The sequence below is a fragment of the Kitasatospora cathayae genome (assembly GCF_027627435.1).
Classification (GTDB): domain Bacteria; phylum Actinomycetota; class Actinomycetes; order Streptomycetales; family Streptomycetaceae; genus Kitasatospora; species Kitasatospora cathayae.
This window is the reverse complement of the sequence record NZ_CP115450.1, coordinates 4,173,516-4,199,308: the sequence shown is the minus strand read 5'-3', so window position 1 is coordinate 4,199,308 and position 25,793 is coordinate 4,173,516. Positions and strand designations below refer to the sequence as shown.

Here is a 25,793-nt window from a genome sequence, read left to right as displayed (position 1 = left end):
TTCATCGTGGACTTCGTCGACACCCCCGGCCTGCTGCCCGCGTTCGTCGCGGAAACCCGACCGCGCGCCCACGGCGCCGGCCTCGACCTCTACGAGTACGACCGGGTGACCGCCCCGCTGACCTCCCTGCGCGACTGGCCGGCCGCCTTCGGCGCCGTCGGGCGCCGGTACGCCGCCGCGGCCGGGCGCGCCGCGGCGGAGGGTCGTACGGTCACCGCCGGAACCGCCTACCGCAGTGCCGCCCGCTGGTTCCACGCCGCCGGGCTGCTGCCGCACCCGGACCGGGCCGCCGCCGCCCGGCTGGCGGCCGAGGCCGACGAGGCGATGCGGCAGTCGCTGGCGCTGCTGGAGGCGGAGGCGGCGCGGGTCGAGGGCGAGGGCTTCGCGGGTTGGCTGCGCCGACCGGCGGCGGCCGGGGACGGCACCCCGGTGGTGCTGATCGTGCCGGGCATGGACTCCGGAAAGGAGGAGTTCCACGCCCTCGCCGACGCCCTGCTGGCCCGGGGGGTCGCGGTGCTGGCGATCGACGGGCCCGGCCAGGGCGTCCTGGCCGCCACCAGCGCGCCGGAGCCGGACTACCACCGGGTGGTGGGCCGGGCGCTGGACGCACTCGCGGCCCACGACGGTCTGGACCTCGCCCGCACCGCCGTGGTCGGCCTCAGCCTGGGCGGCTACTACGCGGCGATGGCCGCCGCCCACGAGCCGCGGCTGCGCGCCGCCGCGACGGTCAGCGGCCCGTACCGGTTGGACTGGGCGGGCGTGGTCCCGTTCGTCGGCGAGACCCTGGCCCAGCGCTGCGGCGGCCCGGAGGCGGCCCGCGCCTTCGTGGACCGGATCGACCTGACCGGGCTCGCCCCGACGATCACCCTCCCGCTGCTGGTGGTCGAGGGCGGCGAGGACCGCATCCCCGGCGTCACCAACGCCACCGTCCTCGCCGAGCAGGCCCCGAACGCCGAACTGCTGCTCGTCCCGCACGGCAACCACCTGCTCGGAACCGCCCTCCCGGACTGGCTCCCGGCCACCGCGGACTGGCTCGCGGCCCGGCTCGCCCGATGAACGGCAGTCAAGCGAGCGCTGAGCCAAGGGAGTAGTGCTGCGGGGGGTGGGCACGCGGAAAGCCCCGGAGAGTGATCTCTCCGGGGCTTTCCTGGCTGTGGCCAGGGCCGGGGTCGAACCGGCGACCTTCCGCTTTTCAGGCCAAGCCGGAGGCTCGACGAGCCGCACTCGCGGAACCTGGGTGATGGGGTGCGGGAACTGCGCCTCGGTCTAAGCGGGAACGCGGTGCGGATCAGCTACTGGCTGGCGCCTGGACGCCGCATCGTTCTGCTCACTGTCTTTCGCAAGACCCGAATGCGTGAGGAAGCGGAGGTCAAGCGAGCCAAGGCTGCCAAGCTGGTGTGCGAGACGGGGCATCCGGAAGCTCATGAGATCTACAGTCGCAACACGGCGGAGGAGGAACGGTGAACCACGCACGCTGGCAGCTGGCTCGGGACAAGCGCGCGATCCACGGGGAGTTCGAGTCCCCCGCGATCATCGCCGAGCGAGAGCAGATTCGTCTGGCCATGGCGCTCGGTCAGCTGGTCTACGACCGGCGTACCCAGCTGGGACTGAGCGAGGACGAGCTGGCGGTTCGCCTCGGTAGCACCGCTGACGAGGTGGAACACATCGAGGTTGGTGGAGTCCTCCCGGTCACGTCCGACCTGCTTCTCCGGATTGCCGCGGCTCTGGAGGTCTCTGTGGACGTCCATCTGGCGACCTCGGGCACGGCAGTCAGCTTCGCCGCTCGCGCCGCATAGCCAGGAGGAAGCCGTGGACTATGGGCAGCAGTTGTCGGCCGCTCTGCGGGACAGGCGAAGGCAGCTGGGGATCTCCCAGACCGAACTCGCCCGGCGGGCCGGCATGACGCAGCCTGGCATCTCCCGCGTCGAACTGGGGGACACGACCCCGACCCTTCCCCTCCTGGCGCGGCTCGCCGAGGCGTTGGAGGCGGACCTCGACATCCGGCTGGCCCCCCTGGACGGAAGGACGACGATGCGCTTCGTGCCCCACCGTCACGCCGACGCGGCGTGACGGTGGGGGCGGTGGAGTTGCGGCAAAGATGCGGAGGGCCTGACCGTCCGCCGCGCCGTTGGCGTCAAACGGCACGAAAATGCCCCCGGAGCGATTCGCTTCGGGGGCATCGTGCCTGGTCAGGCGTTGTGGCCAGGGCCGGGGTCGAACCGGCGACCTTCCGCTTTTCAGGCGGACGCTCGTACCAACTGAGCTACCTGGCCGTACTGCACCGTCTCTTGCGAGACGAGCGATCCCGACGGGACTTGAACCCGCGACCTCCACCTTGACAGGGTGGCGAGCTAACCAACTGCTCCACGGGACCTGGTAGTGGCGAACCACTAAGGTCTTGCGGCACTGCACTTTACTACGGTACTGCGTGCCCCCAACGGGATTCGAACCCGTGCTACCGCCTTGAAAGGGCGGCGTCCTGGGCCACTAGACGATGAGGGCTTGCGGCCCGTCCGGCTGTTTCCAGCGTTCCGGGGACGTCGAGAAGCATATGGGATGCAGGGCGGATCGCCAAAACGGGTTTGGGCCGGGTGGGGGTGGGGGTCAGGACCAGCCGAGCTGGTCCAGCTCGTGGTCGTCGAACCCGAAGTGGTGGGCGACCTCGTGGATGACGGTGGTGCGGACCTCCTCGACCACCTGCGCGTGGGTGTCGCAGTGCCGCAGGGTGGGGCCGCGGTAGATCAGGATCCGGTCGGGCAGGACGCCCGCGTACCACTCGCCGCGCTCGGTGAGCGGGGTGCCCTCGTAGAGGCCGAGGAGTTCGGGGTCGCTCGGGTCGGGTTCGTCCTCGACGAAGACCGCGACGTTGTCCATCATGGCCGCGAGTTGCGGGGGGATCTGGTCCAGGGCGTCGCTGACCAGCGTCTCGAACTCTTCCCGGGTCATTTCCACCGGATCATTGTCGGCTCTGGGGTGACGGTGTGCCAGGCAGCGGACACCGGTGTTTGATGGGTTCCGTGACGACCTCGGAGGACACGGTGGACAGCCCGGCGGCGCCGGTGCGCGGACGGCCGTCGGTGCTGCGCGGGCAGGGGCCCGTGGTGGCGGTGGTCGCGGTGGGCGGGGCGATCGGCGCGGTGGCGCGGTACGCGGCCGGGCTGGGCTGGGAGACCGGGCCGTCGGCCTTCCCGTGGACGACGCTGCTGATCAACGTGGTGGGCTGCGCGGTGATCGGGGTGTTCCTGGTGGTGATCACCGAGGGGCGCCCGGCGCACCCGCTGCTGCGGCCGTTCTTCGGCACCGGCGTGCTGGGCGGGTTCACCACCTTCTCGACGTACGCGGTGGACGTCCGCCGGCTGCTGGAGGCCGGGCGGCTCGGGTCCGGGCTGGCGTACCTGGGGCTGACCCTGGTGGGCGCGCTCGGCGCGGTGTGGGCGGCCGCGGCGCTGACCCGGCGGCTGATCCACCGCGGCGGTGCCCGGTGAGCCGGCTGGGCGGGCCGGCGCTGCGGCTGACCGTGCTGGTGGGCGAGAGCGACACCTGGCACCACCGCCCGCTGTACAGCGAGATCGTGCACCGGGCGCGGGCGGCCGGGCTGGCCGGCGCGAGCGTGTTCCGGGGGATCGAGGGGTTCGGCGCCTCCTCGCTGGTGCACACGGCGCGGCTGCTGTCGCTGAGCGAGGACCTGCCGGTGGCGGTGGTGATCGTGGACGAGGAGGAGCGGGTGCGGGGGTTCCTGCCACAGCTGGAGGAGCTGGTCGCGGAGGGCCTGGTGCTGCTGGACCGCTGCGAGGTCGTCCACTACCGGGGGCGGGGTACGGGCCGGGGTGCGGTCGGGGGAGCGGAGTGAACTGGCTGCTGGTGGTGGCGGGCGCGATGGTCGGCGCGCCGCTGCGGTACCTGACCGACCGGGCGGTGCAGTCCCGGCACGACTCGGTGTTCCCGTGGGGCACCTTCACGGTGAACGTGCTCGGCTGCCTGGTGCTCGGCCTGCTGGCCGGGGCGGTGACGGCCGGTGCGGCCTCCTCGCACGTCCAGCTGCTGGTCGGCACGGGCTTCTGCGGGGCGCTGACCACCTACTCGACCTTCTCGTACGAGACGCTGCGGCTGGCTGAGTCCGGGGCCGGGCGGTACGCGGTGGCGAACGTGGCCGGCAGCCTGGCGGCCGGGCTGACCGCGGTGTACGCGGGGGCGGAGCTGGCCTCGGCGCTCTGGGGCTGAGCCCTCCCGCAGGACGGGCTGCCGCCGGCTCTTGCGGGGGCCGCTCCGGAGGACTCCCGTACGAACCCGTGTCCGCCGTGCCCGGCGCGCGTTGGGCACCGAAAGCGGCCGCCAGGGGGCGGCCCGGGTGGGGCGGCAGGAGAGGGAGCGCGGTGGCTTCGGTGCGGGCGGTGCGTTCGACGGCGGCGGTGCGGATGGTGCCGTCGGGGCGATCGGGAGCGGCGGTGCGGGCGGCGGCGGTGCTGGCGGTGGCCGGGCTGGGGCTGACCGGGTGCATGTCGGTCGGGCCGGCGGCGGAGGAGAAGCACGGCGGGGTGGCGCCGGTCGGGCAGGCCGGTCCGGCGGGCCGGCCTGGGGCGACGGGAGGTCCCTCGACCTCGCCGGGCGCCGGGCACCCGGGGGGCGTGTCCGGGCGCCCGGAGCACCAGGGGGGCCTGCAGGCCGAGAACGCGCCGGCCGGGGCCACGACCGCCGCGCCGGGTGAGCTCACGCCCGGCGCGAACGGCACGGTGGCCGGCGTGGTCCCGGTGCCGGGGGCGGGCGCTCCCGAGGGCGCGCCGGGCGGCAACGCCTCGACGGGCGGCGCGAATTCCAGCCCCGCGCCGCACCCCGGCGGCTCCACGGGCGGCGGTTCGACGGGCCCCGGCGGTACCGGCGGCGGCGAGGGCCGTTCCGGCGGCGGTTCGGGCACCCCGTCGGTCACCCCGAGTGCCCACCCGTCCGGCACGCCCGTGCCCACCACGCCCGCCGCGACCGTCCCGCCGGGCCCGGAACCCTCCGCCGGCAGCTCCGGTTCCTCGGCCCCGAGTCCTCGTGCGGGTACGCAATAGCGGGCTGGCCTGGGCATTTGCCTCCGGTCCCGAGGGTCCTCTATGGTGGTAGATCGTTCGTTTGATCCATTTGACTGGCGCCCCATTCCCAACTGGCGCCCTTGGCGCGTTCCGGCGATCCGTGGCTGACCGCATAGAGGCGGTTGTGAAACAGAACCCCGGACTTTGGCGCGTGCCACTTCCGGAAGGTTTTGCATGTCTCTCGTTGACGACGCCCGCTTCGCCATGCCCGCGAACGAGGCCGCCGCCGATGTCACCGACTCCACCGATCTGATCACCGAGGCCGCGGAGACCGCCGCCGAGGAGATCACCGCCGAGACCGTCGAGGAGACGGTCGAGGCCACCGAGCCCGCCGAGCCCACCATCACCTTCGGCGACCTGGGCCTGCACGAGGACGTCGTCCGGGCCCTCGCCAAGCGCGGCGTCACCACCCCGTTCCCGATCCAGGCCGCGACCATCCCGGACGCCCTGGCCGGCAAGGACGTGCTGGGCCGCGGCCGCACCGGCTCCGGCAAGACCCTCAGCTTCGGCCTGCCGCTGCTGACCCGCCTGGCCGACGGCGAGCGCACCCGCGCCAAGCACCCGCGCGGTCTGATCCTGGTCCCGACCCGCGAGCTGGCCATGCAGGTCGCCGACGCCCTGGAGCCCTTCGGCTCGGTGCTCGGCCTGCGCCTCAAGGTCGTCTGCGGCGGCACCTCGATGTCGAACCAGATCTACGCGCTGGAGCGCGGCGTCGACATCCTGGTCGCCACCCCGGGCCGCCTGCGCGACCTGCTGAACCGCGGCTCCGCCAAGCTGGACGACGTCCAGACCGTGGTCCTCGACGAGGCCGACCAGATGGCCGACATGGGCTTCCTGCCCGAGGTCACCGAGATCCTCGACCAGGTGCCGGCCGGCGGCCAGCGCCTGCTGTTCTCCGCCACCCTGGAGAACGAGATCGACACCCTGGTGAAGCGCTACCTGAAGAACCCGGTCACCCACGAGGTCGACCCGTCGGCCGGCGCGGTCACCACCATGACCCACCACATCCTCGTGGTGAAGCCCAAGGACAAGGCGCCGATCACCAACGCGATCGCCGCCCGCAAGGGCCGCACCATCATCTTCGTCCGCACCCAGATGGGCGCCGACCGGGTCGCCGAGCAGCTGATCGAGGCCGGCGTGAAGGCCGACGCGCTGCACGGCGGCATGACCCAGGGCGCCCGCACCCGCGTCCTCGGCGACTTCAAGGACGGCTACGTCAACGTCGTCGTCGCCACCGACGTCGCCGCCCGCGGCATCCACGTCGACGGCATCGACCTGGTCCTCAACGTGGACCCGGCCGGCGACCACAAGGACTACCTGCACCGCTCCGGCCGCACCGCGCGCGCCGGCCGCTCCGGTGCCGTCGTCACCCTGGTGCTGCCGCACCAGCGCCGCGGCGTCTTCCGCCTGATGGAGGACGCGGGCGTCGACGCCAGCCGCCACATCCTGGACCACGCCTTCGACGCCGAGGTCGCCAAGATCACCGGCGCCCGCTCGCTCACCGAGGTGCAGGCCGAGAGCGCCGCGAACATCGCCGGTGCCGCCGAGCGCGAGCTCGCCGACATGACCCGCCAGCTGGAGCGGGCGCAGCGCCGCGCCGCCGAGCTGCGCGAGGAGGCCGACCGCCTGGCCGCCCGTGCGGCGCGCGAGCGGGCCGAGCTGGGCATCGAGGACGAGGCCCCGGCCGCGTCCGCCGAGGCCGGCGAGGAGACCGCCCAGGCCGCCGCCCCGGCCGCCGCGGAGGCTCCGGCCGCCGCTGCCGCGCCGCAGGCGGAGGAGCGCACCCCCTCGTACCGCGAGGTGCGCACCGAGCGTCCGGCCTTCGGCCGCGACCGGGACCGCGACCGCGACCGGGACGACCGTCGCTCCGGTGGCTTCGGCGGCCGGGACCGGGACCGGGACGAGCGTCGTTCGGGCGGCTTCGGCCGGGACCGCGACGACCGTCGCTCGGGCGGCTTCAACCGTGACGACCGCGGCGACCGTGGCGGTTTCAACCGCGACCGTGGTGGCTTCGGTGCCGGCCGGGACCGCGACGACCGTCGCTCGGGCGGCTTCAACCGTGACGACCGCGGCGACCGTGGCGGCTTCAACCGCGACCGTGGTGGCTTCGGTGCCGGCCGGGACCGCGACGACCGTCGCTCGGGCGGCTTCAACCGTGACGACCGCGGCGACCGCGGTGGCTTCAACCGCGACCGCGACGACCGCGGCGGCCGCTCCTTCGGTGACCGTCCGGCCCGCTCCTTCGGCGACCGCCCGTCCTTCGGCCGGGACCGCGACGAGCGCGGCGGCAGCAACAGCCGCCCGTTCTCGCGCCGTGACGACCACCGCTCCGGCGGCCGTCCGCAGGCCGACCGCGGTGGCTTCAACCGGGACCGCGGCGGCTTCGACCGCGACCGCGGCGGCTTCAACGGCGGCGGCTTCAACCGCGACGACCGCAAGCCGCGCTGGAAGAACTGACGTCGTACGGCCGGTGGGCGACCACCGGCCGGGCTGAGCCGCACGGCTGAGGCCACGACCGAAGCGCAGGACCGAAACACACACGAAGGGCCCGCTCCGTCCCCGGAGCGGGCCCTTCGTGTTCCCCCGTGTCCCCCGACACCCCCCGAACACCTCGCTGCTGCTCGCCCCCCGAGGTGTTGTTCTGGGAGTGAGAATAACCTGTGGCGCGCGGTGCCGGTAGTCCCGTAGCGTCACGGACATGAGCAGCAGACTGCATGAAGTGGCACGGGTGAACGAGGAGATCGCCGAGCGGGGGAGCTACCGGACGGCCGGGGGCGAGCTCGTGCAGGTGGGGGAGCAGTTGGCGGCGGCCAGGGCCGGCACGGTGTCCTACGCGCCGGCGGACCTGGACGCGCTGCTGGCGGCGGGGGAGCGCGGGCCCGGTCCGGCCGGCGGGCGGATCGAGGTGACGGCAGAGGGCAGCATGGACGCCGCCCGGCGGCTGGTCGCGGCCGGGGCCGGGCCGGTCGGGGTGCTGAACTTCGCCTCCGCGCGCAACCCCGGCGGCGGCTACCTGCGCGGCGCCCGCGCCCAGGAGGAGGACCTGTGCCGCAGCGCGCTGCTGTACAGCTGCCTGGTGGAGGCGCCGGACTACTACGAGGCGCACCGGGCCTCGACGGACCTGCGGTACAGCCACCGGGTGATCGTCTCGCCCGCGGTGCCGGTGATCCGGAACGGCCGGGGCGACCTGACGGCCCGGCCGTACCCGGTCACCTTCCTGACCTCGCCCGCGCCCAACGCCGGTCAGCTGGAACGGCGTTCGGCCGGTGAGGACGTCCGGCGGGTGCTCGCCGAGCGGGCCGTCCGGGTGCTCGCGGCGGCGGCCCGGCACGAGGTCCGCGCCCTGGTGCTCGGCGCCTGGGGCTGCGGGGTGTTCCGCAACGACCCGGCCCAGGTCGCCGAGGCCTTCGAGGGCGCGCTGGCCCGGTACGGGGGCGCGTTCGAGCAGGTGGTGTTCGCGGTCTGGGACCGCTCACCGGTCTCGGCGAACCGGGCCGCCTTCGAGGCGCGGTTCGGCGCGGCGGTCCGCTGAACCGTTGCCGGTCAGCGCTTGCGGGCGGCCAGCACGGTCGCGGCCGTGGAGGCCGCCGCGACCACCCCGGTGACGGCGAACACGGACGGCCAGGCGCCGATCCGCTTCGCCAGCGGGTGCGAGCCGCCGAAGGCCGCCACGTAGAGGCCGGTCAGCGCCGCCGCGGCGGCCGTGCCCGAGCTCCGGCGCCACTGCGCGGCCGCCCCGGCCCCGGCCACCGCCAGTACCGCGCCGCCCAGTTCGCGCCGGCCGCTCCAGCGGGCCACGCCGTAACCGCCGACCAGACCGCTCGCCGCGGTCAGCGCGGCGGGCGCGGCGGCCGCGAGCGCGTTCGGGACCTTCGCCATCGTCGACTCCACTCGTGGGGCTCGTAGGGGCTGTGCGTCGGCTTCCGACCATAACCCGGCGAACGGGGAGGGCCCCCGGGGGCCTGCGGTCTGGCCGCTCGGTCAGCCGAAGGCCGACACCGTGGACATCCCCGGCACCGTCCGGGCCAGCAGCCGCGCCGCCTCCGCCGGGTCCAGCACCCGCTCCAGCCGCAGGTCCCCCGGCACCTCCTGGATGAAGCGACCGGCCGACCAGCTGCGCTCGTACGGCAGTTGCTCCAGCACCAGGGTGCGCACGCCGTCCACCACCGGGATGTCGCTGGGCGTGCCCTCGTTCCAGAGCCAGGAGCCGTCCGGCGCCACCAGGTTGAAGGCGCCGGTGGCGATCAGCCGGCGGCCGTCCAGGAACTCCGTCCGGGCCAGCGCCACCACCTCCGGGTCCTGCGGGGTGCCGGGCAGGTGGCCGCCGCCGATCAGCACGTCGGCGAGCAGGGTGTGCAGCTGGAAGGTGTCGCTCAGGCCGCTCATCCGCAGCAGGTAGCCGGTGCCGGTGGGGCGGTCGAGCACCAGCAGCGGCTCGTCGTCGAGCATCAGCGCCAGGTGGGTCAGGCCCTTGAAGTCGTGCTGCTCGCCCTCGTACCGGTCGAACAGCTCCAGCAGCACCTCGGTGACGCCCGAGGCGCGGGCCTCGGCCCGGACCGACGCGTGCGCGTACACCGCCCAGGCGGCCTGCTGCCACAGGTGCAGCGTCCACCAACCGACCACGGCCAGGTGGGCGTTCCACGCGTCGAGCTGCTCCGGGCCCTCGATCCGGGCGTGCGCCTCGGCCGGATCGTCCGCCTCCTGATCCGGCAGCGGGCCGCCGCCGGTCCGCGCCCAGTGTTCGACCAGCCGCTGCGCCCCGGTCAGCGCCCCGCGCAGGCCGGCCAGCACCGGACCGGCGCAGGCCACCGGGTCGGCGCCGGACTCCACGCAGGCGCCCACGACCATCGCCAGGTGGGCCCGCGGGAACGGCGGGGCGTCCGGCAGCAGCGCGGCCAGCCGGGGCCCGGCGGCCTGCCGCTCGGCCGGCCCGGACGGGCCGAACAGCCCGCCGACCAGGCCCAGGGCCGGGCCGAAGCGCTCGTCGTCGCCGGCCGCGACCACCGCCTCCAGTTCGGCCACCGCCTCCAGGAGGGTGGGCTGCTGACGCGGCGACGGGATGTTATCGGCGTTCTGCTCGTTGGACATTCGCCGCAGCATAGGCGGCGCGGCCGGTCCACCGGAAACGCCCCTGCGCGTCGGCCTGGTGACGGATACTCGCGCGGTGACCGAGTCCCCTGTTTCTCCTGTCGCCCCTGATACGGACGAGATACCCGAGCCCGCCCTCAGGGTGGCGCCGCTCGAACTCTTCCTGGACCTCGTGTTCGTCTTCACCATCACCCAGCTCACCGGCAGTCTGGTCCACCACCTCACGCCGGGCGGTTTCGCCCAGGTGCTGGTGATGCTGGGGGTGATCTGGTGGATGTACGACGCCTTCATCTGGCTGACGAACGCGATGCCGCCGCGCACCCACGGGCGGCGCGGGCTGCTGATGCTGGCGATGGGCGGCTTCCTGGTGATCTCGCTGTCCGTGCCGCACGCCTTCGAGGGCAGCGGCGCCGCCTTCGGCTGGGCGTACCTGGTGGTGGTCGCCCTGCACACCGGGATGTTCGCCGCCGCCGGGGTGACACCCGCCGCGGTGCTCGGGATGGGTGCCTCCAACCTGGCCATCGGCGCCCTGGTGGTGGCCGGCGGCTACCTCACCGGCACCGTCCAACTCGCCTTCTGGGCCGTGGGTTTCGCGATGCAGTACGTCACCCAGCGGGCCGCCCGGCTGCCCGAGTTCCGGCTGCGCGCGGACCACTTCGTGGAGCGGCACGGGCTGATCGTGATCATCGCGTTCGGCGAGTCGGTGATCGCCATCGGGGTGGGGGCGGGAGCCGGCGAGCTCGGGCCCGCGCTGATCGCCGTCGCGCTGCTCAGCCTGAGCGTCTGCGTCGGGCTCTGGTGGGCGTACTTCGGGCACGACGACGACGCCCGCGCCGAGCACCACATGGCCGCGCTGTCCTCCGCCGAGCGCAACCGGGCGGCGGTGTCCGTCTACTACCTCGGCCACCTCGGGCTGCTGCTGGGCGTGCTGCTGTTCGCCGCCGGGGTGAAGTCGGCGACCGCCCACCCCGCCGCCGCGATCACCCAGCCGCAGGCCGTCGCGCTGGCCGGCGGCATCACGCTGTACCTGGTGGTGAACACCGCGATCCGGCGCTTCTTCGGGCTGGGGCCCCAGCTGCCCCGGCTGATCGGCGCCGCCCTGGTCGCGGGGACCGTTCGGCTGGGCACCGGGGTGTCGGCACTGGCCCAGGTCGGCGCCGTGGCCGCGGTGCTGGCCGCGGTCTTCGGCTACGAGGCCGTCTGTCGGCGCCCGGTGGGAGACTCCGGGCATGACTGACAGTGCGATCACCGACGGCCGCTACCGGATCCGCAACGTCGGCAGCGGCCTGCTGCTGGAGGTCGCCGAGGCCTCCCGGCGCAGCGGCGCCCGGATCCGCCTGGGCGCGGACGACGGCTCCGACGCCCAGCTCTGGCAGCTCTCCGCCGTCCACCCCGGCGGTGCGCTCTTCCACATCGAGAACGCCGGCAGCGGCAAGCGCCTCGACGTCACCGGCGCCTCCCCGGAGGACGGCGTCCCGATCCAGCAGTGGTCCGCCAACGCCTTCGGCGCCCAGGAGTGGCTGCTGGAGGCCCACGTCGACGCCCCGGGGACGTACACCGTCACCAGCTTCATCAGCGGCAAGCCGCTGACCGCCCCGCAGGCCCGGGAGGCGGGCGTCCAGCAGTGGGAGGACGTCGACTCGCCCACCCAGTGGTGGCGCTTCGAGCGGCAGGGGTAGCCCGAGCGCCCGCTTCCTCAGGCCGAGAGGTTGGCCCGGAGGGCGTCGAGGTCGGCGTCGGTGAGGCCGTGGGCGTGGAGGTAGGCGGGGACGGTGCCGTGGTGGGTGCGGATCCAGGCGAGGGAGGAGGCGATGAGTTCGGCGCCGACCGGGCGGGAGAGGCGCTCGCTGCCGGTCTCGTCGACGTACGGGGTCGGGCCCTTGTCCAGGCCGAGGCCGGGGTTGGAGAGCAGGAAGTCGGCGGTGACGTCGGCGTCCGAGGCGCCCAGCAGGGCCTGGAGGACGGCGATGGTGAGGCCGGTGCGGTCCTTGCCGACCGCGCAGTGCACGATCACCGGCACCGCCTCGGGGGCGGCCAGCCGGCGGATGATCGCGGTGAGCGAGGGGCCGGCGGTCTCCGGCATGAAGGTGTAGAGCGCGGCCTGGTCCTCGGGCCAGGGCCGGTCGACGTCGCCGCGGTTGGCGGGCAGGGTCGGCAGGTTGAGGGACTCGTAGTCGAGGCCGTGCCGCTGGTCCGGCCAGGTCTCCAGCTCGAACGGGCTGCGCAGGTCGACCACCGTCCGCAGGCCGAGGTCCTTGAGCTTCCGGGCGCCCTCCTCGGTGAGCGTGTGGAGGGAGCCGGAGCGGTACAGCACGCCCCGGCGCAGCGCGCCGATCCCGCCCGCGTCACGGAAGTTGCGCACACCAGGGATGTCGATGAAGGCATCGGTCATGGCGTCCACCGTACGGGTGCGGACGGACCGGGGGAAGGAAACCGGAGGGGGCTGTTCGGCGTCGGGCGGGCGCCGAACAGGGCGCTCAGCGCCCGCCGGAGACCTCCAGGAACGCCCCCGTGGTGTACGAGGCGGCCGGGGAGAGCAGGAACAGGATCGCCTCGGCGACCTCCTCCGGCTGCCCGCCGCGCCGCATCGGCAGGGCCGGCGCGACCCGGTCGACCCGGCCCGGCTCGCCGCCGAGCGCGTGGATGCCGGTGTGGATCAGGCCGGGGCGGACGCAGTTGACCCGGATGCCCTCGGCGGCGACCTCCAGCGCCAGCCCGCGGGTCATCGAGTCCACCGCGCCCTTGGCGGCCGCGTAGTCGACGTACTCGTTCGGCGAGCCGATCCGGGAGGCGGCGGAGCCGACGTTGACGATCGCGCCGCCGCGCCCGCCGTGCCGGGTGGACATCCGGCGGACGGCCTGGGCCGCGCACAGGAACGGGCCGGTGATGTTGGCGGCCCAGATCCGGTTCAGCCGGTCCTCGTCGATCTCCTCCAGCCGGCACTGCCGCTCCAGCGTGCCCGCGTTGTTCACCAGTCCGGTGAGCGGCCCGAGTTCGGCGTCCACGGTGGCGAACAGCCGTTCCACGTCGGCGCTGCGGCTGACGTCGGCCCGGACGGCGATCGCGGTGCCGCCCGCGGCCCGGACGGCGTCCACGACGGCGGTGGCCGAGGCGTCGTCGGTACGGTAGTTGACGCAGACCCGGTAGCCGCGGCGGGCGGCCAGCAGCGCGGTGGCGGCGCCGATGCCGCGGCCGGCGCCGGTGACGATCAGGACCTCGTCGGTGGTGGTGGTCGACATGGTCGGTACGCTACCCGGCCGTCCCGGCTGCTGCGGCCGCCCGCAGCGCGGCGATCCTCGGGGCGCGGCTCCTCGGCGAGTCGAGGCTGAAGCCGCGGGCGTCGCCGAGCTCGTCCCGGACGAACGCCTCGGTGCGGGCCACCGCCTCGCGCAACGCGTCGTCCGGCGGGACGAAGGACAGGTGCACGATCTCGGCCCGCTCGGTGTCGTACTCCCACAGGCCGACGATCCGGCCGCGGTCCAGCACCAGGTGGGTCTGCGGGTCGGCCTCGCCGCCGAAGGTGCGCCCGGTCCGGCCGGCGGGCAGTGGGCGGGCGGCGTCGGCCGGGTCGAGCAGCCGGGACAGGTCGCGGTGCAGCAGGTGGATGCCGTCGATGCCGGCCAGCAGGGTGTAGTGCGGCTCGGTGGGTGCCTCGAACTCGGCGAACTCCTCGGCGAGTTCGGGTAGCAGCAGCAGTTCGGAACCGGGCTCCAGCGGGACCGCCCCGGCCTCGGCGACGGCCCGGCGGGCGGTGGCCGCGGTGAAGCCGGAGAACCAGCGGAAGTGCCCGAGGGTGGCCGGCCCCGCCCAGGAGAGGTAGCGGCGGGCGAGGTCGACGGCGCTGCCCGCGACCGGCTGGTCCCAGCCGATGTAGCCGTAACGCTGTTGGTCCAGGCGGCCGTTGACCGGCACCCGGCGGATCCGGCCGCGCGACTGCATCAGCCCGAGGGCGAGCGGCAGGGTGGTCGCCAGGCCGCGCTTGCGGCCCGCCTCGCCGAGCGGCCGGGCGGCGTCGCCGACCGCCTCCCGGATCGTGGTCGGGTCCAGCGGGCCGCCGTCGGACAGCACCCGCTCGATGGCGAGGCAGAGCTGCTCCACCTCGTCCCGGCTGACCCCCAGATGCTTGGCCGCGGCGGCCAGTTCACCCTCCGGGGCGGCCGCGCCGACGGCCAGGCCGAGCGCGAAGTCGGCGGCGGGCAGCAGGTAGGTGCAGCCGCGGGCGGACGGCAGCTCGTGCACCTGCAACCCCGCCACCGCCGCGTCCACCGCGGCCCGGCCGAGCCCGGCCCGGGCGAACAGGCCCAGGTACGGGGCCGCGCCGCCGACCGAGCGGGCCCAGCCGGTGGCGGCCAGCACCTCGGCGGCGGACGCCCCGGGGTGCTGGCGGTCCAGCCACTGCCGGTGGGACCACCAGGCCCGCAACTTCTCGATGCCGACGGTTTCCGGACGGGGATCGTGCTGCATGGGGGCCAGTATCGACGGCCGGGCGGTCCCCGGTCCGGAAATCGCTCGCCCGGCGCGGCCCGCTCGGGAGAGGATGCGCTCTCCGGCAGGGCGTTCGAAAGGAGTCCAACGATGCTCACCTCGCCCGGCACCGTGCTGCTCTCCGGCATCGTCGGCTCCACCGCGTACGGCCTCGCCCACGCCGGCTCCGACCTCGACCGGCTGGGCCTGTTCGCCGTTCCCACCGAGGAGTTGCACGGCCTGCACCGCCCGGCCGAGTCGCACGTCACGACCGAACCGGACGTGACCCTGCACGAGGCCGCCAAGTGGTGCCGGCTGGCGCTGTCCTGCAACCCGACCGCCTCCGAACTGGTCTGGCTGCCGGAGGACCTGTACGAGACCCTCACCCCGCTCGGTCGCGAACTGGTCGGGATCCGCTCGAGCTTCCTCAGTGCACCGGCCGTCCGCAAGGCCTATCTCGGTTACGCGGACCAGCAGTTCCGCAAGCTGCTCACCCGCGACACCACCGACCCGGCCACCCGCCGCCGGGCCGCCAAGCACGCCCGGCACCTGGTCCGGCTGGTCGAGCAGGCCGTCCGGCTGCACCGCACCGGCCGGAACCTGATCCGGCTGCCCGATCCGGAGCGCGTCCGCGAACTGGGCGAACGCATCGCCGACCGCCCCGCGACCGCCGAACAACTGCTCGCCGACGCCGCCGAGCGCCTCGCCGGCCCCGGCGTCCTGCCCGAGGCCCCGGACCCGCGCCCCGCCGAGGCCTGGCTCCGTCGGGTCCGCGCCGCCCACTACGGTCCGGCCCGAGCCGCGCTCCCCGCTCCCGGCGCGCCCACCCAATCCACTGGCGGAGCCCTGGGGCCCACCGGGTAGGATCGCGGTGGCCCTCCCCACCCGGGACCAGCCCGGTACGGAGAGCCGCGGGGCATTAGCTCAATTGGCAGAGCTGCGGACTTTTAATCCGTAGGTTCAGGGTTCGAGCCCCTGATGCCCCACTCCAGCCGACGGCGGGGACACGGTGCGCCACCGTGTCCCCGCCGTCCTGGCATCCGGCCCCGTGCGGCGCCGAGGCGGCGCAAGCCCTGACGGCGGCTCCCGTCGAGCAGCCGGGCCCGGAGCAGCAGGGACTCGTCGGGACGGTGGTCCGCTGCCGGGGGCCGACTCGGCGAACCGACACCGGCGACGTGCGGCAGCCGCTCGGCCCACGGGTCGGCGAGGTTGATGACCAGCGTGGCCGCCGACGGTTCGTACTGCAGGCCGTTCACGAGCCTTCTCCAGAGTTCGTCGGGTACGGAGCCCTTGTGCGGGGACTCTCTCCTGCGAGCCCGGAGAACCGGTCGAGCTGCCGGGGAGGCCGGCGCCGTCCGTCGGGGCCGATCGGGGAGGGGGCGCCGGAGTTGGGCGACGGAGGCTCAACTATCTTGATGTCATGGGACCTTTGAAGCCGGATCTTGCCCAAGTCATTGTCGGACTCGTCTGTTTCTTCCTGATATTCGGGCTGCTCGGGGCGGTGGTGCTGCCGCGGATCGAGAAGCTGCTCGGGGAGCGCCGGGATGCCACCGAGGGCGGTGTCGAGCGGGCCGAGGAGGCGCGGGCCGAGGCCCAGCGGGTGTACGAGGAGTTCCAGGCGGAGCTCACCGCGGCGCGGCACGAGGCGGCGCTGATCCGGCAGACCGCGACCGAGGAGGGTGCGGCGCTGATCGCGCGGCTGCGGGCCGAGGGGCAGGAGCTGCGGGACCGGATGCTGGCCGAGGCGCAGGTGCAGCTGGCGGCGGACCGGGTGCTGGCCGAGGCCGAGCTGCGCGAGGACGTGATCCGGCTCGCCGGTGAGCTCGCGGGCCGGGTGATCGGCGAGCCGGTCGCCGAGCTGCCGCGCACCCGGGCGATCGCCGACGAGTTCTTCGCCGCCCAGGACGCCCGGGCGGGCCTCGGCGCCTGACCGCCCGCCCCCGTCGTACTTCCCCCACCAACGGCTCGGGTCCCGGGCAGTGGTCCAGCCACTGTCCGGGACCCGAGCCGTCCCGGCATCCGGAAGGAACGTGCACGTGGCCGCGGTGGGCGGCGCCAAGCTGGACCACACCGAGGCGGTGCTGCCGACGGACGGGACGCACCTGGTGAAGGCGGCCCTGGTCGGCGGTGCGGAGCTGGCCTACCCGGAGGGCGCCTCGGCCGAGGTGGACGCGTTCTCGGTGTTCGGCGGGGTCGACCTGACCGTTCCGGCCGGGACCGCGGTGGAGGTCAGCGGGTTCTCGCTGCTCGACGGCCGTAGCAAGGGCGTGGCCGGTGAGCCCGGTGGTGCGGTGGTCAAGGTCCGCTCGTACTCGCTGGTCGGCGGCGTCAAGGTCCGGCAGGCGGTCTGACCGGGCCGGACCCCGTTTCGGGGCAGCGCCGTCACGACCGGGCCGGGACGGGTGCGGGAGCACCGGGGGCCGGGGCGGCGGTCGGGGGCAGGGCCCCGCTGCGCATGCGTACGCCCGGGCGCCGGGACGTGCGTAAACGGGGATTTCAGTATGTACCGGGCCTCCGCGCGCGTGGTCGAATGACCGGGTAGTCGCTGGCGCCGGGGGCAGGCGGCCGGCCCTGGCGGGGTGCGGGAAATCCCCCCGCGTACGGGCCGGAAATACCTCGTCCTGACAGAACCTGGCAGACCGAGGAAAAAGAGGTAACCGTGGCCGAGCATTTCCTTTCCGCCTATCTCACGCCGCCGGGGCCGGGTGCGGTCTTCTCGGTCCGGCACGACCAGAACGTCGCGCTGTGGCGCCGGGACGGCGCGGACGTCGAGCTGGTCCGGGTCTGGGAACTGGAACGGGTCAGCGGACAGAAGCACCACTTCTGGCCGCTCTACACCGAGGGCCGGTCGGAGGCCTTCCTGTCCGCGCTGCTGGCGGAGGAGGGGCTGACCCTCGACGACGTCACCGCCACCTGGGGCACCCCCGGGCTGCCGAAGGCGCAGCCGGTGCCGAAGCCGGCCGGGGCCGAGGACTTCCCGCTGCACAGCCTGGCGCACCTGTTCAGCGGCGTGCTGCGGGACGTCCCGCTGTTCCGCGAGGGCCAGATCGTCGGCCTGGCGATCGACGCCCTGCCCGACTACGCGCAGGAGAGCCGCCCGAACCCGTACTGGTACGCCGGCTGCGTGGTCAAGCAGGGCCGGATCACCTTCGAGCCGGTGGAGTCCCCCGGGCCGCTGTACACCGCGGCCGAGACGGTGTTCGGGCTGGAGCCCGGCTCGCTGATGGCGCTCGCCTCCGCCTCCACGGCCGCGATCGAGTTCGACGCCGAGGCCGCGATCGCCGACGTCACCTTCTTCGGCGGCTCCGCGACCCAGCCCTGGAAGGCCGCCCACGACCTGGTGCGCTCGGTGGTGGACGCCGCCGAGCAGCAGCTCGCCGACGTCGAGCTGGACGACTCGCTCAGCCGCGAGGACCACCTGCGCAGCGCCGTGATGAAGGTGATCCAGCGCTGCTGCGAGGGCGTCGCGATCCGCAACGTGGAGCGGCTGCTGGAGGTCGGCGGCATCCGCGCCGAGGACACCAACCTCGCCACCACCGGCGGCTACGCGCTCAACTGCCCCACCAACACCCTGCTGATGGACCGCTTCGGCTTCCGCGGCCTGGTCACCCCGCCGTGCGCGAACGACTCCGGCCAGGGCATCGGCCTCGGCCTGCTCGGCCTGTACGGGGCCGGCGCGCTCGACGGCTCGGACCTGCGGATCGTCTCCCCGTACTACGGCCGGGACGTCCTGGACACCGAGGAGGCACTGGCCGAGTTCGCGCCGTGGATCGTCTCGGTCACGGACTTCGAGGCCGAGCGCTTCGTCGCCGACGTCTCGGACGGCGTGATCGCCTGGGTGGACGGCCGGGCCGAGCTCGGGCCGCGCGCGCTGGGCCACCGCAGCCTGCTCGGCGACCCGCGCTCGCAGAAGGTCAAGGACCTGCTGAACGAGTACAAGCGGCGCCAGTGGTGGCGGCCGGTCGCGCCGATGGTGATGGCCGAGCACGCGGGCGACTGGTTCGCCTCCGACCGCGAGTCGCCGTACATGCTGGAGGCCGTCCAGGTCCGGCCGGAGGTGCGGGAGTTGGTGCCGGCGATCGTCCACCTGGACGGTTCGGCCCGGCACCAGACCGTCACCGCGGAGTCCAACCCGGCGCTGCACCGGGCGCTGGACGCCTTCCGGGCCGCCACCGGGGTGCCGATCCTGTGCAACACCTCGCTCAACGACAAGGCCGAGGCCGTCGTCGACCAGGCCGCGCAGGCGCTCAACTTCTGTGTCCGCAAGGGAGTTCAGGTGCTGTACCTGTGCGGCCGCCGGGTCGAGCTGCGGGCCGAGCCGGTGCCGGCCGTCGAGGCGCCGACCGAGCCGCGGCCGCGCGCCCTGGAGTACTTCGCCGGGCAGGAGGCGGACCGCGACGCGCTGTGGCAGGGCTGGCTGGACGCCGGCTACACCGTCGAGGGCATGTACCACCTCTCGCGCAGCCACCAGCTGCGCGCCGAGCAGGAGCTGTCCACGCCGGAGCGGGTCAACCTGCTGGCGGCGTACCGGGCGAAGGTGGACCCGTCGTTCACCGGGCTGGTGAACAACTTCCGCCGCACCCACGGGCCGGGCGGCTCCTTCGTCGACCCGTCCACGCTGACCGGGGCGTTCGGGGTGATCAATCCGCTGCGGCGCGGCAAGTAGCACGCGGCGAGGCGGAACGGGTCGGGGGTAAGGCTTTGAAGCCTTACCCCCCGACCCGTTGTGCTGCTAAGCCGCTCGGCGTCGACCCCACCGTCAGTAGCGCGGCTTCCGGGTCAGCGCCAGGCCGCCCAGCAGGAAGGCCACCCCGAGCACGCCGGCGACCACCGCGGAGGTGGTGTCGGCGGGCTTCTGGCTGGCGTCCATCACGGCGGTGACCAGGCCGGCGACGGCGCTGATGTAGCAGAAGATGGTGATGAAGATCTTCACCTTGGGGTGCATGGAGGTGTTCCTTTCCGGTGTCCGGGAGGGATGGTGGGTCAGCAGGTTTCCTGCGGTCCGCGGCCCGCGGGTGCGGTCGCGGCGGCGGTGAGGCCGAGCAGCATCACCCAGGCGTCGGGGTCCGACCGGAAGCGGTTCCAGCGGTCCGCGGCGAGGGCGAGTTCGGCCAGTGAGAGGACGCCCCGGGCGACCAGCGGCTCCAGGCGCTGCGGGCCGAGCTGCGGGGCGAAGGCCTCGGTGGGGTGGTCGTCGTTGGTGGTGGCGAACGGGCGCAGCACCGGCTGTTCGAAGCCGGCCGCGCGCAGCAGCCGGGGGAGCCGGCGCCCGATCGAGCGGTCGCCGCCGTCGGCGTGCTGGGCGGCGGCCATCTTGGCGTGCACGCCCGCGAGTTCGGGGTACGAGGGCTCGGCCGCGCCCCACAGCGCGGAGTCCACCTCGGTGACGGCGACCCGGCCGCCGGGGCGCAGCACCCGGCGGACCTCGGCGAGCACCGCGACCGGGTCGGGCACGTGCTGGAGGACGTAGCGCAGCAGCACGAAGTCCACGCTGGCCGCCGGCAGCGGCAGTTCGGCGCCGTCGGCGACCAGCAGGGTGACGCCGGGGGCGGCCGCGTGGGCGAGCAGCTCGGCGTCGATGTCGGCGGCGATCAGGGCGGTGCCGGCGGGCAGTGCGGCGCGCAGCCGTCGGGTCACCGCGCCGGGGCCGGCGCCGAGTTCGAGCACCGTGCCGCTGCCGGCGAGGCCCAGCTCGCGCAGGATGCGCAGCTCCTCGGGGAAGGAGAGCGCGGCCTGCGCCTCCAGCCGGTCCAGTTCGGCGCCCAGACCGCCGCCGGTGGTGCGGGCGGGGTCGTAGGAGCCGCCGACGGGGCGTGCGGACGTGGTCATCGGGGCCTCGCGATCATCGTCATGCCGTGCTTGGGGCGGAGGGTGACCAGGGCCTCGGGTTCGACCGGGAAGCCCTCGACCAGCTCCAGCCGGACCGACTGGAGCAGGGAGGCGAGCACCAGGACGGCCTCCAGCATCGCGAAGTGCTGCCCGACGCAGATCCGGTCCCCGCCGCCGAACGGCAGGTAGAGGTGGCTGGGCAGGTCGGCGCCGTCGAAGCGGTCCGGGCGGTACGCGTCCGGCTCGGTCCAGTACTCGGGGTGGCGGTGCAGCACCCACTGGCTGACGCACACCAGGGTGCCCGGCTCGACGTCGTACCCGCCGATGACGTCGGGACCGGCGGCCCGGCGGGAGATCAGCCAGACCGGCGGGTAGAGCCGCATCGCCTCCTGGATCGCCCGGCGGCAGGCCGGGAGGTCCTGGAGGTCGGCGGCGGTCGGCGGGCGGCCGCCGAGGACGCGGTCGACCTCCTCGCGGACCTTGGCCAGCTCCTCCGGGTGGCGGTCGAGCAGGTAGAGCGTCCAGGTCAGGGACTTGGCGGTGGTCTCGTGGCCGGCCATCACGATGGTCAGCACCTGGTCGCGCAGGTCCTCGTCGGAGACCAGGTGGTGGCCGGACATCATGGTGTCCAGCAGGTCGCCGCCCCTGGTGCCACTGCCGGCCGTGCTGCCGCCGCCCGCGCGGCGGGAGGCGATCAGGGTACGGGTGACGGTGTTGAGGAAGACCCGGGCGCGGCCGAAGTCGGCGTACCGGCGGGCGGTGTCGGCCGGGTCCGGGTCCGGGTTCGGTACGTAGTGGCCGATGCAGCGGTTGACGGCGTCCACCGCGCGGCCGAAGCCCTCGCCGATGCCGTCGATGTCGGCGCCGAGGATGGCGTGGGTGAGGATGCCCAGGGTGAGCGCGGTGAAGTGCTGATCCACCTCCAGCGGGGTGCCGGCCTCGACGGACGGCCGCCAGCGCTCCAGCATCCCGGCGGTGGCGTCGGTGACGATGGTGTCGAAGGTGCGGACCGCGCTGGGGCGGAACGCCGGTGCGGTGAGGTGCCGTTGGCGGGCCCAGTCGGCGCCGTTGCTGGTCAGCAGCCCGTTGCCGAGCAGCGGGCGCAGCATGGCGTCGTCCGGGGTGCCCTCCTTGGTGTAGTTGGCGCCGTTGTCCTTCAGGACGTGCCTGGCGTACTCGGGGCGGTTGAGCAGGTAGACGGTGTCGCCGTCGGCCCGGTGCCGCGTGATGTCGCCGTAGGTGCGGGCCAGGCCGGTGATGAAGTCGAGCGGCGACTCCCTCATCAGTGCCATGTCGACGTCGTCGGCAGGGCCTGGCGGGACGGTGTGCGTAGGCACGGTGCGGACCACCCCCGTGTTTCCTCTCGATGCTCACCCGGGATTTCCGGAATACGTACGCCCCGGCGAATACGTACGTACGCATTTCCCGGCGATTTCCCGGTATACGCATTCGGATGCGTATGCGATACGTATTCTGATGCGTATTCAGGGGTGCCGGACGCTTGAAATCTACCGCACCGGCCGCACGTGCTCAATACTTAGTCCTGGCACCGGAAGTGAGGTCTTGGCGGCCAATTGCGGCCGTGTCATTCTTCATTTGTCGGCGGCGCCGGGAAGCAGCAAGTGCCAAGCACCGAGTGCCGAGGGCCGCCGGCAATCCGGTAACCAGAGAAAAGGAAAAAGTCTCATGGCTTTGGACCAGAGGAAGCGGGCCGAGTTCGTCAACGGCTACACCCGCGCCCTGATCAGCGCCTGGTCGAGCGAGGAGTACGCGGCCCGCCTGCGTACCGACGCCCGTGCCGCCCTCGCCGAGGCCGGCCTGGAGCTCCCGGCCGACGCGGAGATCGTCATCGTCCAGACTGCCGCCGAGGGCGAGCAGGAGGGCAACCTCGAGGTGCAGGTGGAGCTGTACGAGATCGGTCTGGCGACCGGCCGTTACGAGTTCCACATCCCGGAGACCCCGCAGATCGACACCGCCGAGCTGAGCGAGGGCGACCTGTCGGACATCGCGGCCGGCGGCAACTCCTGCTGCTGCCCGTGCTGCTGCTGCACCTGATCGAGCCGGGAAACCCGCCCGCCGGGCAAGGCGCCCGGCCGGTCGACCTGAGCACCAGGTCGGCCTGAACACCCCACAGAGGAGCGATCCACAGTGGCGACTGCCGTCGGGGAACACCCCGTCTCAGTCCGCGGCCTGCGCAAGAGTTACGGCGACTGGCACGCGGTCCAGGGCCTGGATCTGGACATCCACCAGGGTGAGGTCTTCGCCCTGCTCGGGCCGAACGGCGCGGGCAAGACGACGACCGTCGAAATCCTGGAGGGCGTCCGCCAGCGAACCGGCGGTGACGTGCGGGTCCTCGGCTGTGACCCAGCCGAGGACCGGCGCGAGTGGCGCGCCAGGATCGGGGTGGTTCCGCAGACCACCGGCGCCTACTCGGACCTGACGGTCCGTGAGGTGGTCGAGCACTTCGCGGCGTTCTACCCGAACCCGCTCCCGGTCGGCCAGGTCATCGACATGGTCGGACTGGGCAAGCACGAGAAGAAGCAGAGCACGGACCTCTCCGGAGGCCAGGCCCGGCGGCTCGACGTCGCGGTGGGCATCGTCGGCGACCCGGACCTGATCTTCCTCGACGAACCCACCACCGGGTTGGACCCGGTGGCTCGCCGGGAGGCCTGGGACCTGGTCCGCTACTTCTCCGAGCGCGGTCGCACCACCGTGCTCACCACGCACTACCTCGACGAGGCCGAGGCGCTGTGCCAGCGCGCCGCGGTGATCGTCGCCGGCCGAGTGGTCCAGTGCGGGCCGCTGGCCGAGTTCGGCGGCCGATCGCAGACTCCGACCACGGTCTCCTTCCGGATTCCGCCGGAGCTGGCCGGCCGCACGCTGCCGTCGTTGCCACCCGGGGCCGACCCGGCCCCGGTGGGCGCGGACGGCGTGCTCAGGATCGGCACCCACGCCCCGACCGCGCTGCTCGCGGCGCTGGTCCCGTGGGCGCACCAGGCGGGTGTCGCCGAGCTGCCCGAACTGCGGGTGCACCGGCCGACGCTGGAGGACGTCTACCTGGAGCTGATCCGGCAGAACGTCGACGGTACCGATCGTGGCGCCGACACCAGTCAGCTCATCTCCCAGGCGGGTACCCGATGACCCTCACCCAAGCCCCCGCTCCCAGCACGGGGATCGCCGAAACGCCCCGGCGCACCGGCCGGATGCCCGGCATCTGGCGGGCCGGCGCGGCCCGCTCCAAGGTGGAACTGCGGGCGTTCTTCCGCAACAAGCAGTCGCTGGTCTTCACCCTGATGTTCCCGGTGATCCTGCTGGTCGTCTTCGGCTCGATCTTCTCCGGCAAGGTGGCCGGCACCGACACCGACCTCAAGCAGGTGTTCATGGCCGGCATCATCGCCGCCGGCGTGATGAGCACCGCCTTCTCCGGCCTGGCCATCAACATCGCCATCGAGCGGGACACCGGCACGGTGCGCCGGCTCGCGATGACCCCGATGCCCAAGTCGGCGTACTTCGTCGGCAAGCTGGTACGGGTCATCGTCACCACCGCCCTGGAAGCGGTGCTGCTGATCGGCATCGCGCTGGCCCTGTTCGGACTGCCGCTGCCCAGCACCCCCGAGCGCTGGTTCACCCTCGGCTGGGACCTCGCGCTCGGCACCGTCGCCTGCGCGATGGCCGGCGCCGCCTACTCGGCGCTGATCCCCAACAGCCGGTCGGCGGCGGCGATCGTCACCCCGGTCTTCATGGTGCTGCAGTTCATCTCCGGCGTGTTCTTCCCGTTCGGCCAGCTGCCCGCCTGGATGCAGACGGTGGCCGCGTTCTTCCCGGTCAAGTGGATGGCCCAGGGCTTCCGCTCGGTCTTCCTGCCGGAATCCTTCAAGGCCGTCGAACCGGCCGGGAACTGGGAGCTGGGGCACATCGCGATGGTGCTCGTCGCCTGGTCGCTGGCCGGCCTGGTGCTGACCGCCTTCTCCTTCCGCTGGCGCGGGCCCCGGGTCCGCTGAGACCTCCTCGGAGCTGGATTTGACATCCTCCCCGCCCTGAACGGACGGGGATTCCCCTCAGCCTCGCGGCTGAGCCGCTGCGCGTGAGCGCGGCGGCGGGACGACTTCCTGCTTCACCGACGACCGCCCGCCCGGAGTGCTCCGTTGAGGTCTTACACCGTCTCCACAGGCTGCAACCGCCAGCCCGGCGGCCAGGATGTTCTTCGCCGCGTTCACGTCCCGGTCATGGGTCGCTCCGCAGCCGCACGTCCACTCACGGACGTTGAGCGGCATCTCGCCCCGCAAGATGCCGCAGGCCGAGCACAACTTGGACGAAGGGAACCAGCGGTCCACGACCACCAGGTCCCGTCCGTACCACTCGGCCTTGTACTCCAGCAGGGACCGCAGCTCGCTCCAGCTCGCGTCACTGACGGCGCGAGCCAGCGTCCGGTTCCTGAGCATGTTCCGGACGGTCAGGTCCTCGATCACGATCGTTTGGTTCTCACGAACGAGTCGAGTGGTGAGCTTGTGCAGGAAGTCCCTGCGCCGGTCGGCAATCCTGGCATACGCCCGGCCGACCTTGATCCGGGCCTTCACCCGGTTCGCACCGTCACCCTTGGCCTTACGGGACAACTCTCGCTGGGCCTTGGCGAGGCGTTCCCGGTCCTTGCGCTCGTGCTTCGGGTTGGTGATCTTCTCCCCGGTGGAGAGCGTCACGAGGCTGGCGATCCCGGCGTCGATCCCGACGGCCTTGTTGACCGGCGCGGGCATGGCCGGCCGGTCCTCGCACAGCATCGAGACGAACCAGCGACCCGCCGCGTCCTGCGACACGGTCACCGTGGACGGAACCGCCCCCTCGGGAAGAGGCCGCGACCACACGACGGCCAACGGCTCATCCATCTTCGCCAGGGTGAGGCGACCATCGCGGAACCGGAACGCGGACGATGTGTACTCGGCGGACCTGCGGGACTTCTTCCGGCTCTTGAACGTCGGGTACTTCGCACGCCTGGACCAGAAGTTGGCGAACGCCCCCTGCAAGTGCCGCAGCGCCTGCTGCAACGGAACCGACGACACCTCGGACAGGTACGCCAGTTCCTCGGTCCTCTTCCACGCCGTCAGCATCGCGGATGTGGCGTTGTAGTTCACCCGCTCCTGGCGCAGCGTCCACGCCTCGGTACGAGCCTGCAACGCCATGTTGTAGACCTTGCGCACGCACCCGAACGTGCGCGACAGCTCAGCCGCCTGCGCATCGGTCGGGTGGAAGCGGTACTTGAACGCCCGCTTCACGTGAGTGGTCGCCATGGACCACACACTAGCGCCACTGCGCATGACCACGTGACGGGATGATTACCTACCGTGA

At 73.3% G+C, this 25,793-nt stretch carries 28 protein-coding genes, 4 tRNA genes and 1 pseudogene; 20 read left to right on the top strand and 13 right to left on the bottom strand.

From position 1 onward, the window contains the following. Positions 1 to 6: 6 nt before the first annotated feature. The 4 genes and pseudogenes from O1G21_RS18595 to O1G21_RS18580 all read left to right on the top strand — a co-directional run bounded on the left by O1G21_RS18595 (position 7) and on the right by O1G21_RS18580 (position 2,070). Complete coding sequence (locus O1G21_RS18595) at positions 7 to 1,056, top strand: alpha/beta hydrolase family protein (RefSeq protein WP_270145274.1); 1,050 nt, start codon at positions 7 to 9, stop codon at positions 1,054 to 1,056. Positions 1,057 to 1,209: 153 nt separating this feature from the next. Further along, positions 1,210 to 1,464 (top strand): annotated as a pseudogene (locus tag O1G21_RS18590) (type II toxin-antitoxin system RelE/ParE family toxin); the annotation flags it as partial. After that, positions 1,461 to 1,796 carry a helix-turn-helix domain-containing protein gene (locus O1G21_RS18585; protein WP_270145272.1) on the top strand — a complete coding sequence of 112 codons (336 nt, stop codon included), beginning with the start codon at positions 1,461 to 1,463 and terminating at the stop codon, positions 1,794 to 1,796. The pseudogene O1G21_RS18590 and the gene O1G21_RS18585, both read left to right, overlap by 4 nt. Before the next feature lie 13 nt (positions 1,797 to 1,809). Continuing rightward, a complete protein-coding gene (locus O1G21_RS18580) occupies positions 1,810 to 2,070 on the top strand; it encodes a helix-turn-helix domain-containing protein (protein ID WP_327068229.1) in 261 nt (86 codons plus the stop codon). Positions 2,071 to 2,199: 129 nt separating this feature from the next. Here the strand turns inward: O1G21_RS18580 and O1G21_RS18575 are convergent. The 4 genes from O1G21_RS18575 to O1G21_RS18560 all read right to left on the bottom strand — a co-directional run bounded on the left by O1G21_RS18575 (position 2,200) and on the right by O1G21_RS18560 (position 2,946). After that, a tRNA-Phe gene (locus O1G21_RS18575) sits at positions 2,200 to 2,273 on the bottom strand. Positions 2,274 to 2,300: 27 nt separating this feature from the next. Further along, positions 2,301 to 2,374: transfer RNA gene (locus tag O1G21_RS18570), tRNA-Asp, on the bottom strand. Between the two features lie 55 nt (positions 2,375 to 2,429). After that, positions 2,430 to 2,502, bottom strand: a tRNA-Glu gene (locus O1G21_RS18565). Between the two features lie 102 nt (positions 2,503 to 2,604). Beyond that, positions 2,605 to 2,946, bottom strand: a complete 342-nt coding sequence (locus O1G21_RS18560) for a metallopeptidase family protein (protein ID WP_270145270.1) — start codon at positions 2,944 to 2,946, stop codon at positions 2,605 to 2,607. Between the two features lie 62 nt (positions 2,947 to 3,008). On the opposite strand from O1G21_RS18560, the gene crcB (O1G21_RS18555) reads away from it, so the two are divergent. The 6 genes from crcB (O1G21_RS18555) to O1G21_RS18530 all read left to right on the top strand — a co-directional run bounded on the left by crcB (O1G21_RS18555) (position 3,009) and on the right by O1G21_RS18530 (position 8,604). Further along, on the top strand, positions 3,009 to 3,485 hold the full coding sequence (gene crcB, locus O1G21_RS18555; protein WP_405000668.1) for a fluoride efflux transporter CrcB: 477 nt from the start codon (positions 3,009 to 3,011) through the stop codon (positions 3,483 to 3,485). Further along, positions 3,482 to 3,850, top strand: coding sequence for a DUF190 domain-containing protein (locus O1G21_RS18550; protein ID WP_270145267.1), 369 nt, complete (start codon positions 3,482 to 3,484; stop codon positions 3,848 to 3,850). Before crcB (O1G21_RS18555) ends, O1G21_RS18550 begins: the two co-directional genes overlap by 4 nt. Then, positions 3,847 to 4,221, top strand: coding sequence for a fluoride efflux transporter CrcB (crcB, locus tag O1G21_RS18545; protein WP_270145265.1), 375 nt, complete (start codon positions 3,847 to 3,849; stop codon positions 4,219 to 4,221). Before O1G21_RS18550 ends, crcB (O1G21_RS18545) begins: the two co-directional genes overlap by 4 nt. A 152-nt stretch (positions 4,222 to 4,373) precedes the next feature. Beyond that, positions 4,374 to 5,051 (top strand): hypothetical protein, encoded by a 678-nt coding sequence (locus O1G21_RS18540; RefSeq protein ID WP_270145264.1) that lies wholly within the window; start codon positions 4,374 to 4,376, stop codon positions 5,049 to 5,051. A gap of 195 nt (positions 5,052 to 5,246) precedes the next feature. Next, positions 5,247 to 7,529, top strand: coding sequence for a DEAD/DEAH box helicase (locus O1G21_RS18535; RefSeq protein WP_270145262.1), 2,283 nt, complete (start codon positions 5,247 to 5,249; stop codon positions 7,527 to 7,529). Between the two features lie 241 nt (positions 7,530 to 7,770). Continuing rightward, positions 7,771 to 8,604, top strand: a complete 834-nt coding sequence (locus O1G21_RS18530; protein WP_270145260.1) for a TIGR02452 family protein — start codon at positions 7,771 to 7,773, stop codon at positions 8,602 to 8,604. A gap of 11 nt (positions 8,605 to 8,615) precedes the next feature. Here the strand turns inward: O1G21_RS18530 and O1G21_RS18525 are convergent, their stop codons facing one another. Together O1G21_RS18525 and O1G21_RS18520 are read right to left on the bottom strand one after the other, a co-directional pair. After that, a complete protein-coding gene (locus O1G21_RS18525; protein WP_270145258.1) occupies positions 8,616 to 8,951 on the bottom strand; it encodes a hypothetical protein in 336 nt (111 codons plus the stop codon). 102 nt (positions 8,952 to 9,053) lie between these two features. Next, complete coding sequence (locus O1G21_RS18520) at positions 9,054 to 10,160, bottom strand: hypothetical protein (RefSeq protein WP_270145256.1); 1,107 nt, start codon at positions 10,158 to 10,160, stop codon at positions 9,054 to 9,056. A gap of 142 nt (positions 10,161 to 10,302) precedes the next feature. On the opposite strand from O1G21_RS18520, the gene O1G21_RS18515 reads away from it, so the two are divergent. After that, entirely contained in the window at positions 10,303 to 11,397 is a 1,095-nt protein-coding gene (locus O1G21_RS18515; protein WP_270145255.1) for a low temperature requirement protein A, read from the top strand. After that, the gene (locus O1G21_RS18510; protein WP_270145253.1) at positions 11,390 to 11,839 is read left to right on the top strand and encodes an RICIN domain-containing protein; all 450 of its coding nucleotides are present in this window, start codon (positions 11,390 to 11,392) and stop codon (positions 11,837 to 11,839) included. Before O1G21_RS18515 ends, O1G21_RS18510 begins: the two co-directional genes overlap by 8 nt. A gap of 17 nt (positions 11,840 to 11,856) precedes the next feature. On the opposite strand, the gene O1G21_RS18505 is transcribed toward O1G21_RS18510, so the two are convergent. The 3 genes from O1G21_RS18505 to O1G21_RS18495 form a co-directional block, all read right to left on the bottom strand. Beyond that, the gene (locus O1G21_RS18505; protein ID WP_270145251.1) at positions 11,857 to 12,552 is read right to left on the bottom strand and encodes a tyrosine-protein phosphatase; all 696 of its coding nucleotides are present in this window, start codon (positions 12,550 to 12,552) and stop codon (positions 11,857 to 11,859) included. 85 nt (positions 12,553 to 12,637) lie between these two features. Further along, a complete protein-coding gene (locus O1G21_RS18500) occupies positions 12,638 to 13,399 on the bottom strand; it encodes an SDR family oxidoreductase (RefSeq protein ID WP_270145249.1) in 762 nt (253 codons plus the stop codon). A 10-nt stretch (positions 13,400 to 13,409) separates the two neighbouring features. Beyond that, on the bottom strand, positions 13,410 to 14,624 hold the full coding sequence (locus O1G21_RS18495; protein ID WP_270145247.1) for a DNA glycosylase AlkZ-like family protein: 1,215 nt from the start codon (positions 14,622 to 14,624) through the stop codon (positions 13,410 to 13,412). A gap of 111 nt (positions 14,625 to 14,735) precedes the next feature. Between O1G21_RS18495 and O1G21_RS18490 the strand changes: the two genes are divergently transcribed. The 5 genes from O1G21_RS18490 (at position 14,736) to O1G21_RS18470 (ending at position 19,290) form a co-directional block, all read left to right on the top strand. Continuing rightward, positions 14,736 to 15,488 (top strand): nucleotidyltransferase domain-containing protein, encoded by a 753-nt coding sequence (locus O1G21_RS18490; RefSeq protein ID WP_270145245.1) that lies wholly within the window; start codon positions 14,736 to 14,738, stop codon positions 15,486 to 15,488. Between the two features lie 49 nt (positions 15,489 to 15,537). After that, positions 15,538 to 15,610: transfer RNA gene (locus O1G21_RS18485), tRNA-Lys, on the top strand. A 434-nt stretch (positions 15,611 to 16,044) separates the two neighbouring features. Next, complete coding sequence (locus O1G21_RS18480) at positions 16,045 to 16,554, top strand: F0F1 ATP synthase subunit B family protein (RefSeq protein ID WP_270145243.1); 510 nt, start codon at positions 16,045 to 16,047, stop codon at positions 16,552 to 16,554. A 106-nt stretch (positions 16,555 to 16,660) separates the two neighbouring features. Then, positions 16,661 to 16,975 carry a hypothetical protein gene (locus O1G21_RS18475; RefSeq protein WP_270145242.1) on the top strand — a complete coding sequence of 105 codons (315 nt, stop codon included), beginning with the start codon at positions 16,661 to 16,663 and terminating at the stop codon, positions 16,973 to 16,975. A 308-nt stretch (positions 16,976 to 17,283) separates the two neighbouring features. Continuing rightward, a complete protein-coding gene (locus O1G21_RS18470; protein ID WP_270145240.1) occupies positions 17,284 to 19,290 on the top strand; it encodes a carbamoyltransferase C-terminal domain-containing protein in 2,007 nt (668 codons plus the stop codon). A gap of 93 nt (positions 19,291 to 19,383) precedes the next feature. Here O1G21_RS18470 and O1G21_RS18465 read toward each other — a convergent pair whose 3' ends face one another. The 3 genes from O1G21_RS18465 to O1G21_RS18455 are packed head-to-tail and all read right to left on the bottom strand — an operon-like array spanning position 19,384 to position 21,745. After that, a complete protein-coding gene (locus O1G21_RS18465; protein ID WP_030289436.1) occupies positions 19,384 to 19,569 on the bottom strand; it encodes a hypothetical protein in 186 nt (61 codons plus the stop codon). Positions 19,570 to 19,607: 38 nt separating this feature from the next. Then, the gene (locus O1G21_RS18460; protein WP_270145236.1) at positions 19,608 to 20,453 is read right to left on the bottom strand and encodes a class I SAM-dependent methyltransferase; all 846 of its coding nucleotides are present in this window, start codon (positions 20,451 to 20,453) and stop codon (positions 19,608 to 19,610) included. After that, complete coding sequence (locus O1G21_RS18455) at positions 20,450 to 21,745, bottom strand: cytochrome P450 (RefSeq protein WP_270145234.1); 1,296 nt, start codon at positions 21,743 to 21,745, stop codon at positions 20,450 to 20,452. The genes O1G21_RS18460 and O1G21_RS18455 overlap by 4 nt, the downstream gene beginning before the upstream one ends. 394 nt (positions 21,746 to 22,139) lie before the next feature. Between O1G21_RS18455 and O1G21_RS18450 the strand changes: the two genes are divergently transcribed. The 3 genes from O1G21_RS18450 (at position 22,140) to O1G21_RS18440 (ending at position 24,454) form a co-directional block, all read left to right on the top strand. Beyond that, the gene (locus O1G21_RS18450; protein WP_223886012.1) at positions 22,140 to 22,508 is read left to right on the top strand and encodes a hypothetical protein; all 369 of its coding nucleotides are present in this window, start codon (positions 22,140 to 22,142) and stop codon (positions 22,506 to 22,508) included. Between the two features lie 93 nt (positions 22,509 to 22,601). Beyond that, entirely contained in the window at positions 22,602 to 23,594 is a 993-nt protein-coding gene (locus tag O1G21_RS18445) for an ABC transporter ATP-binding protein (protein WP_270145232.1), read from the top strand. Further along, complete coding sequence (locus O1G21_RS18440) at positions 23,591 to 24,454, top strand: ABC transporter permease (RefSeq protein ID WP_270145230.1); 864 nt, start codon at positions 23,591 to 23,593, stop codon at positions 24,452 to 24,454. Before O1G21_RS18445 ends, O1G21_RS18440 begins: the two co-directional genes overlap by 4 nt. 57 nt (positions 24,455 to 24,511) lie before the next feature. On the opposite strand, the gene O1G21_RS18435 is transcribed toward O1G21_RS18440, so the two are convergent. After that, complete coding sequence (locus tag O1G21_RS18435; RefSeq protein ID WP_270145228.1) at positions 24,512 to 25,735, bottom strand: RNA-guided endonuclease InsQ/TnpB family protein; 1,224 nt, start codon at positions 25,733 to 25,735, stop codon at positions 24,512 to 24,514. Positions 25,736 to 25,793 lie beyond the last annotated feature (58 nt).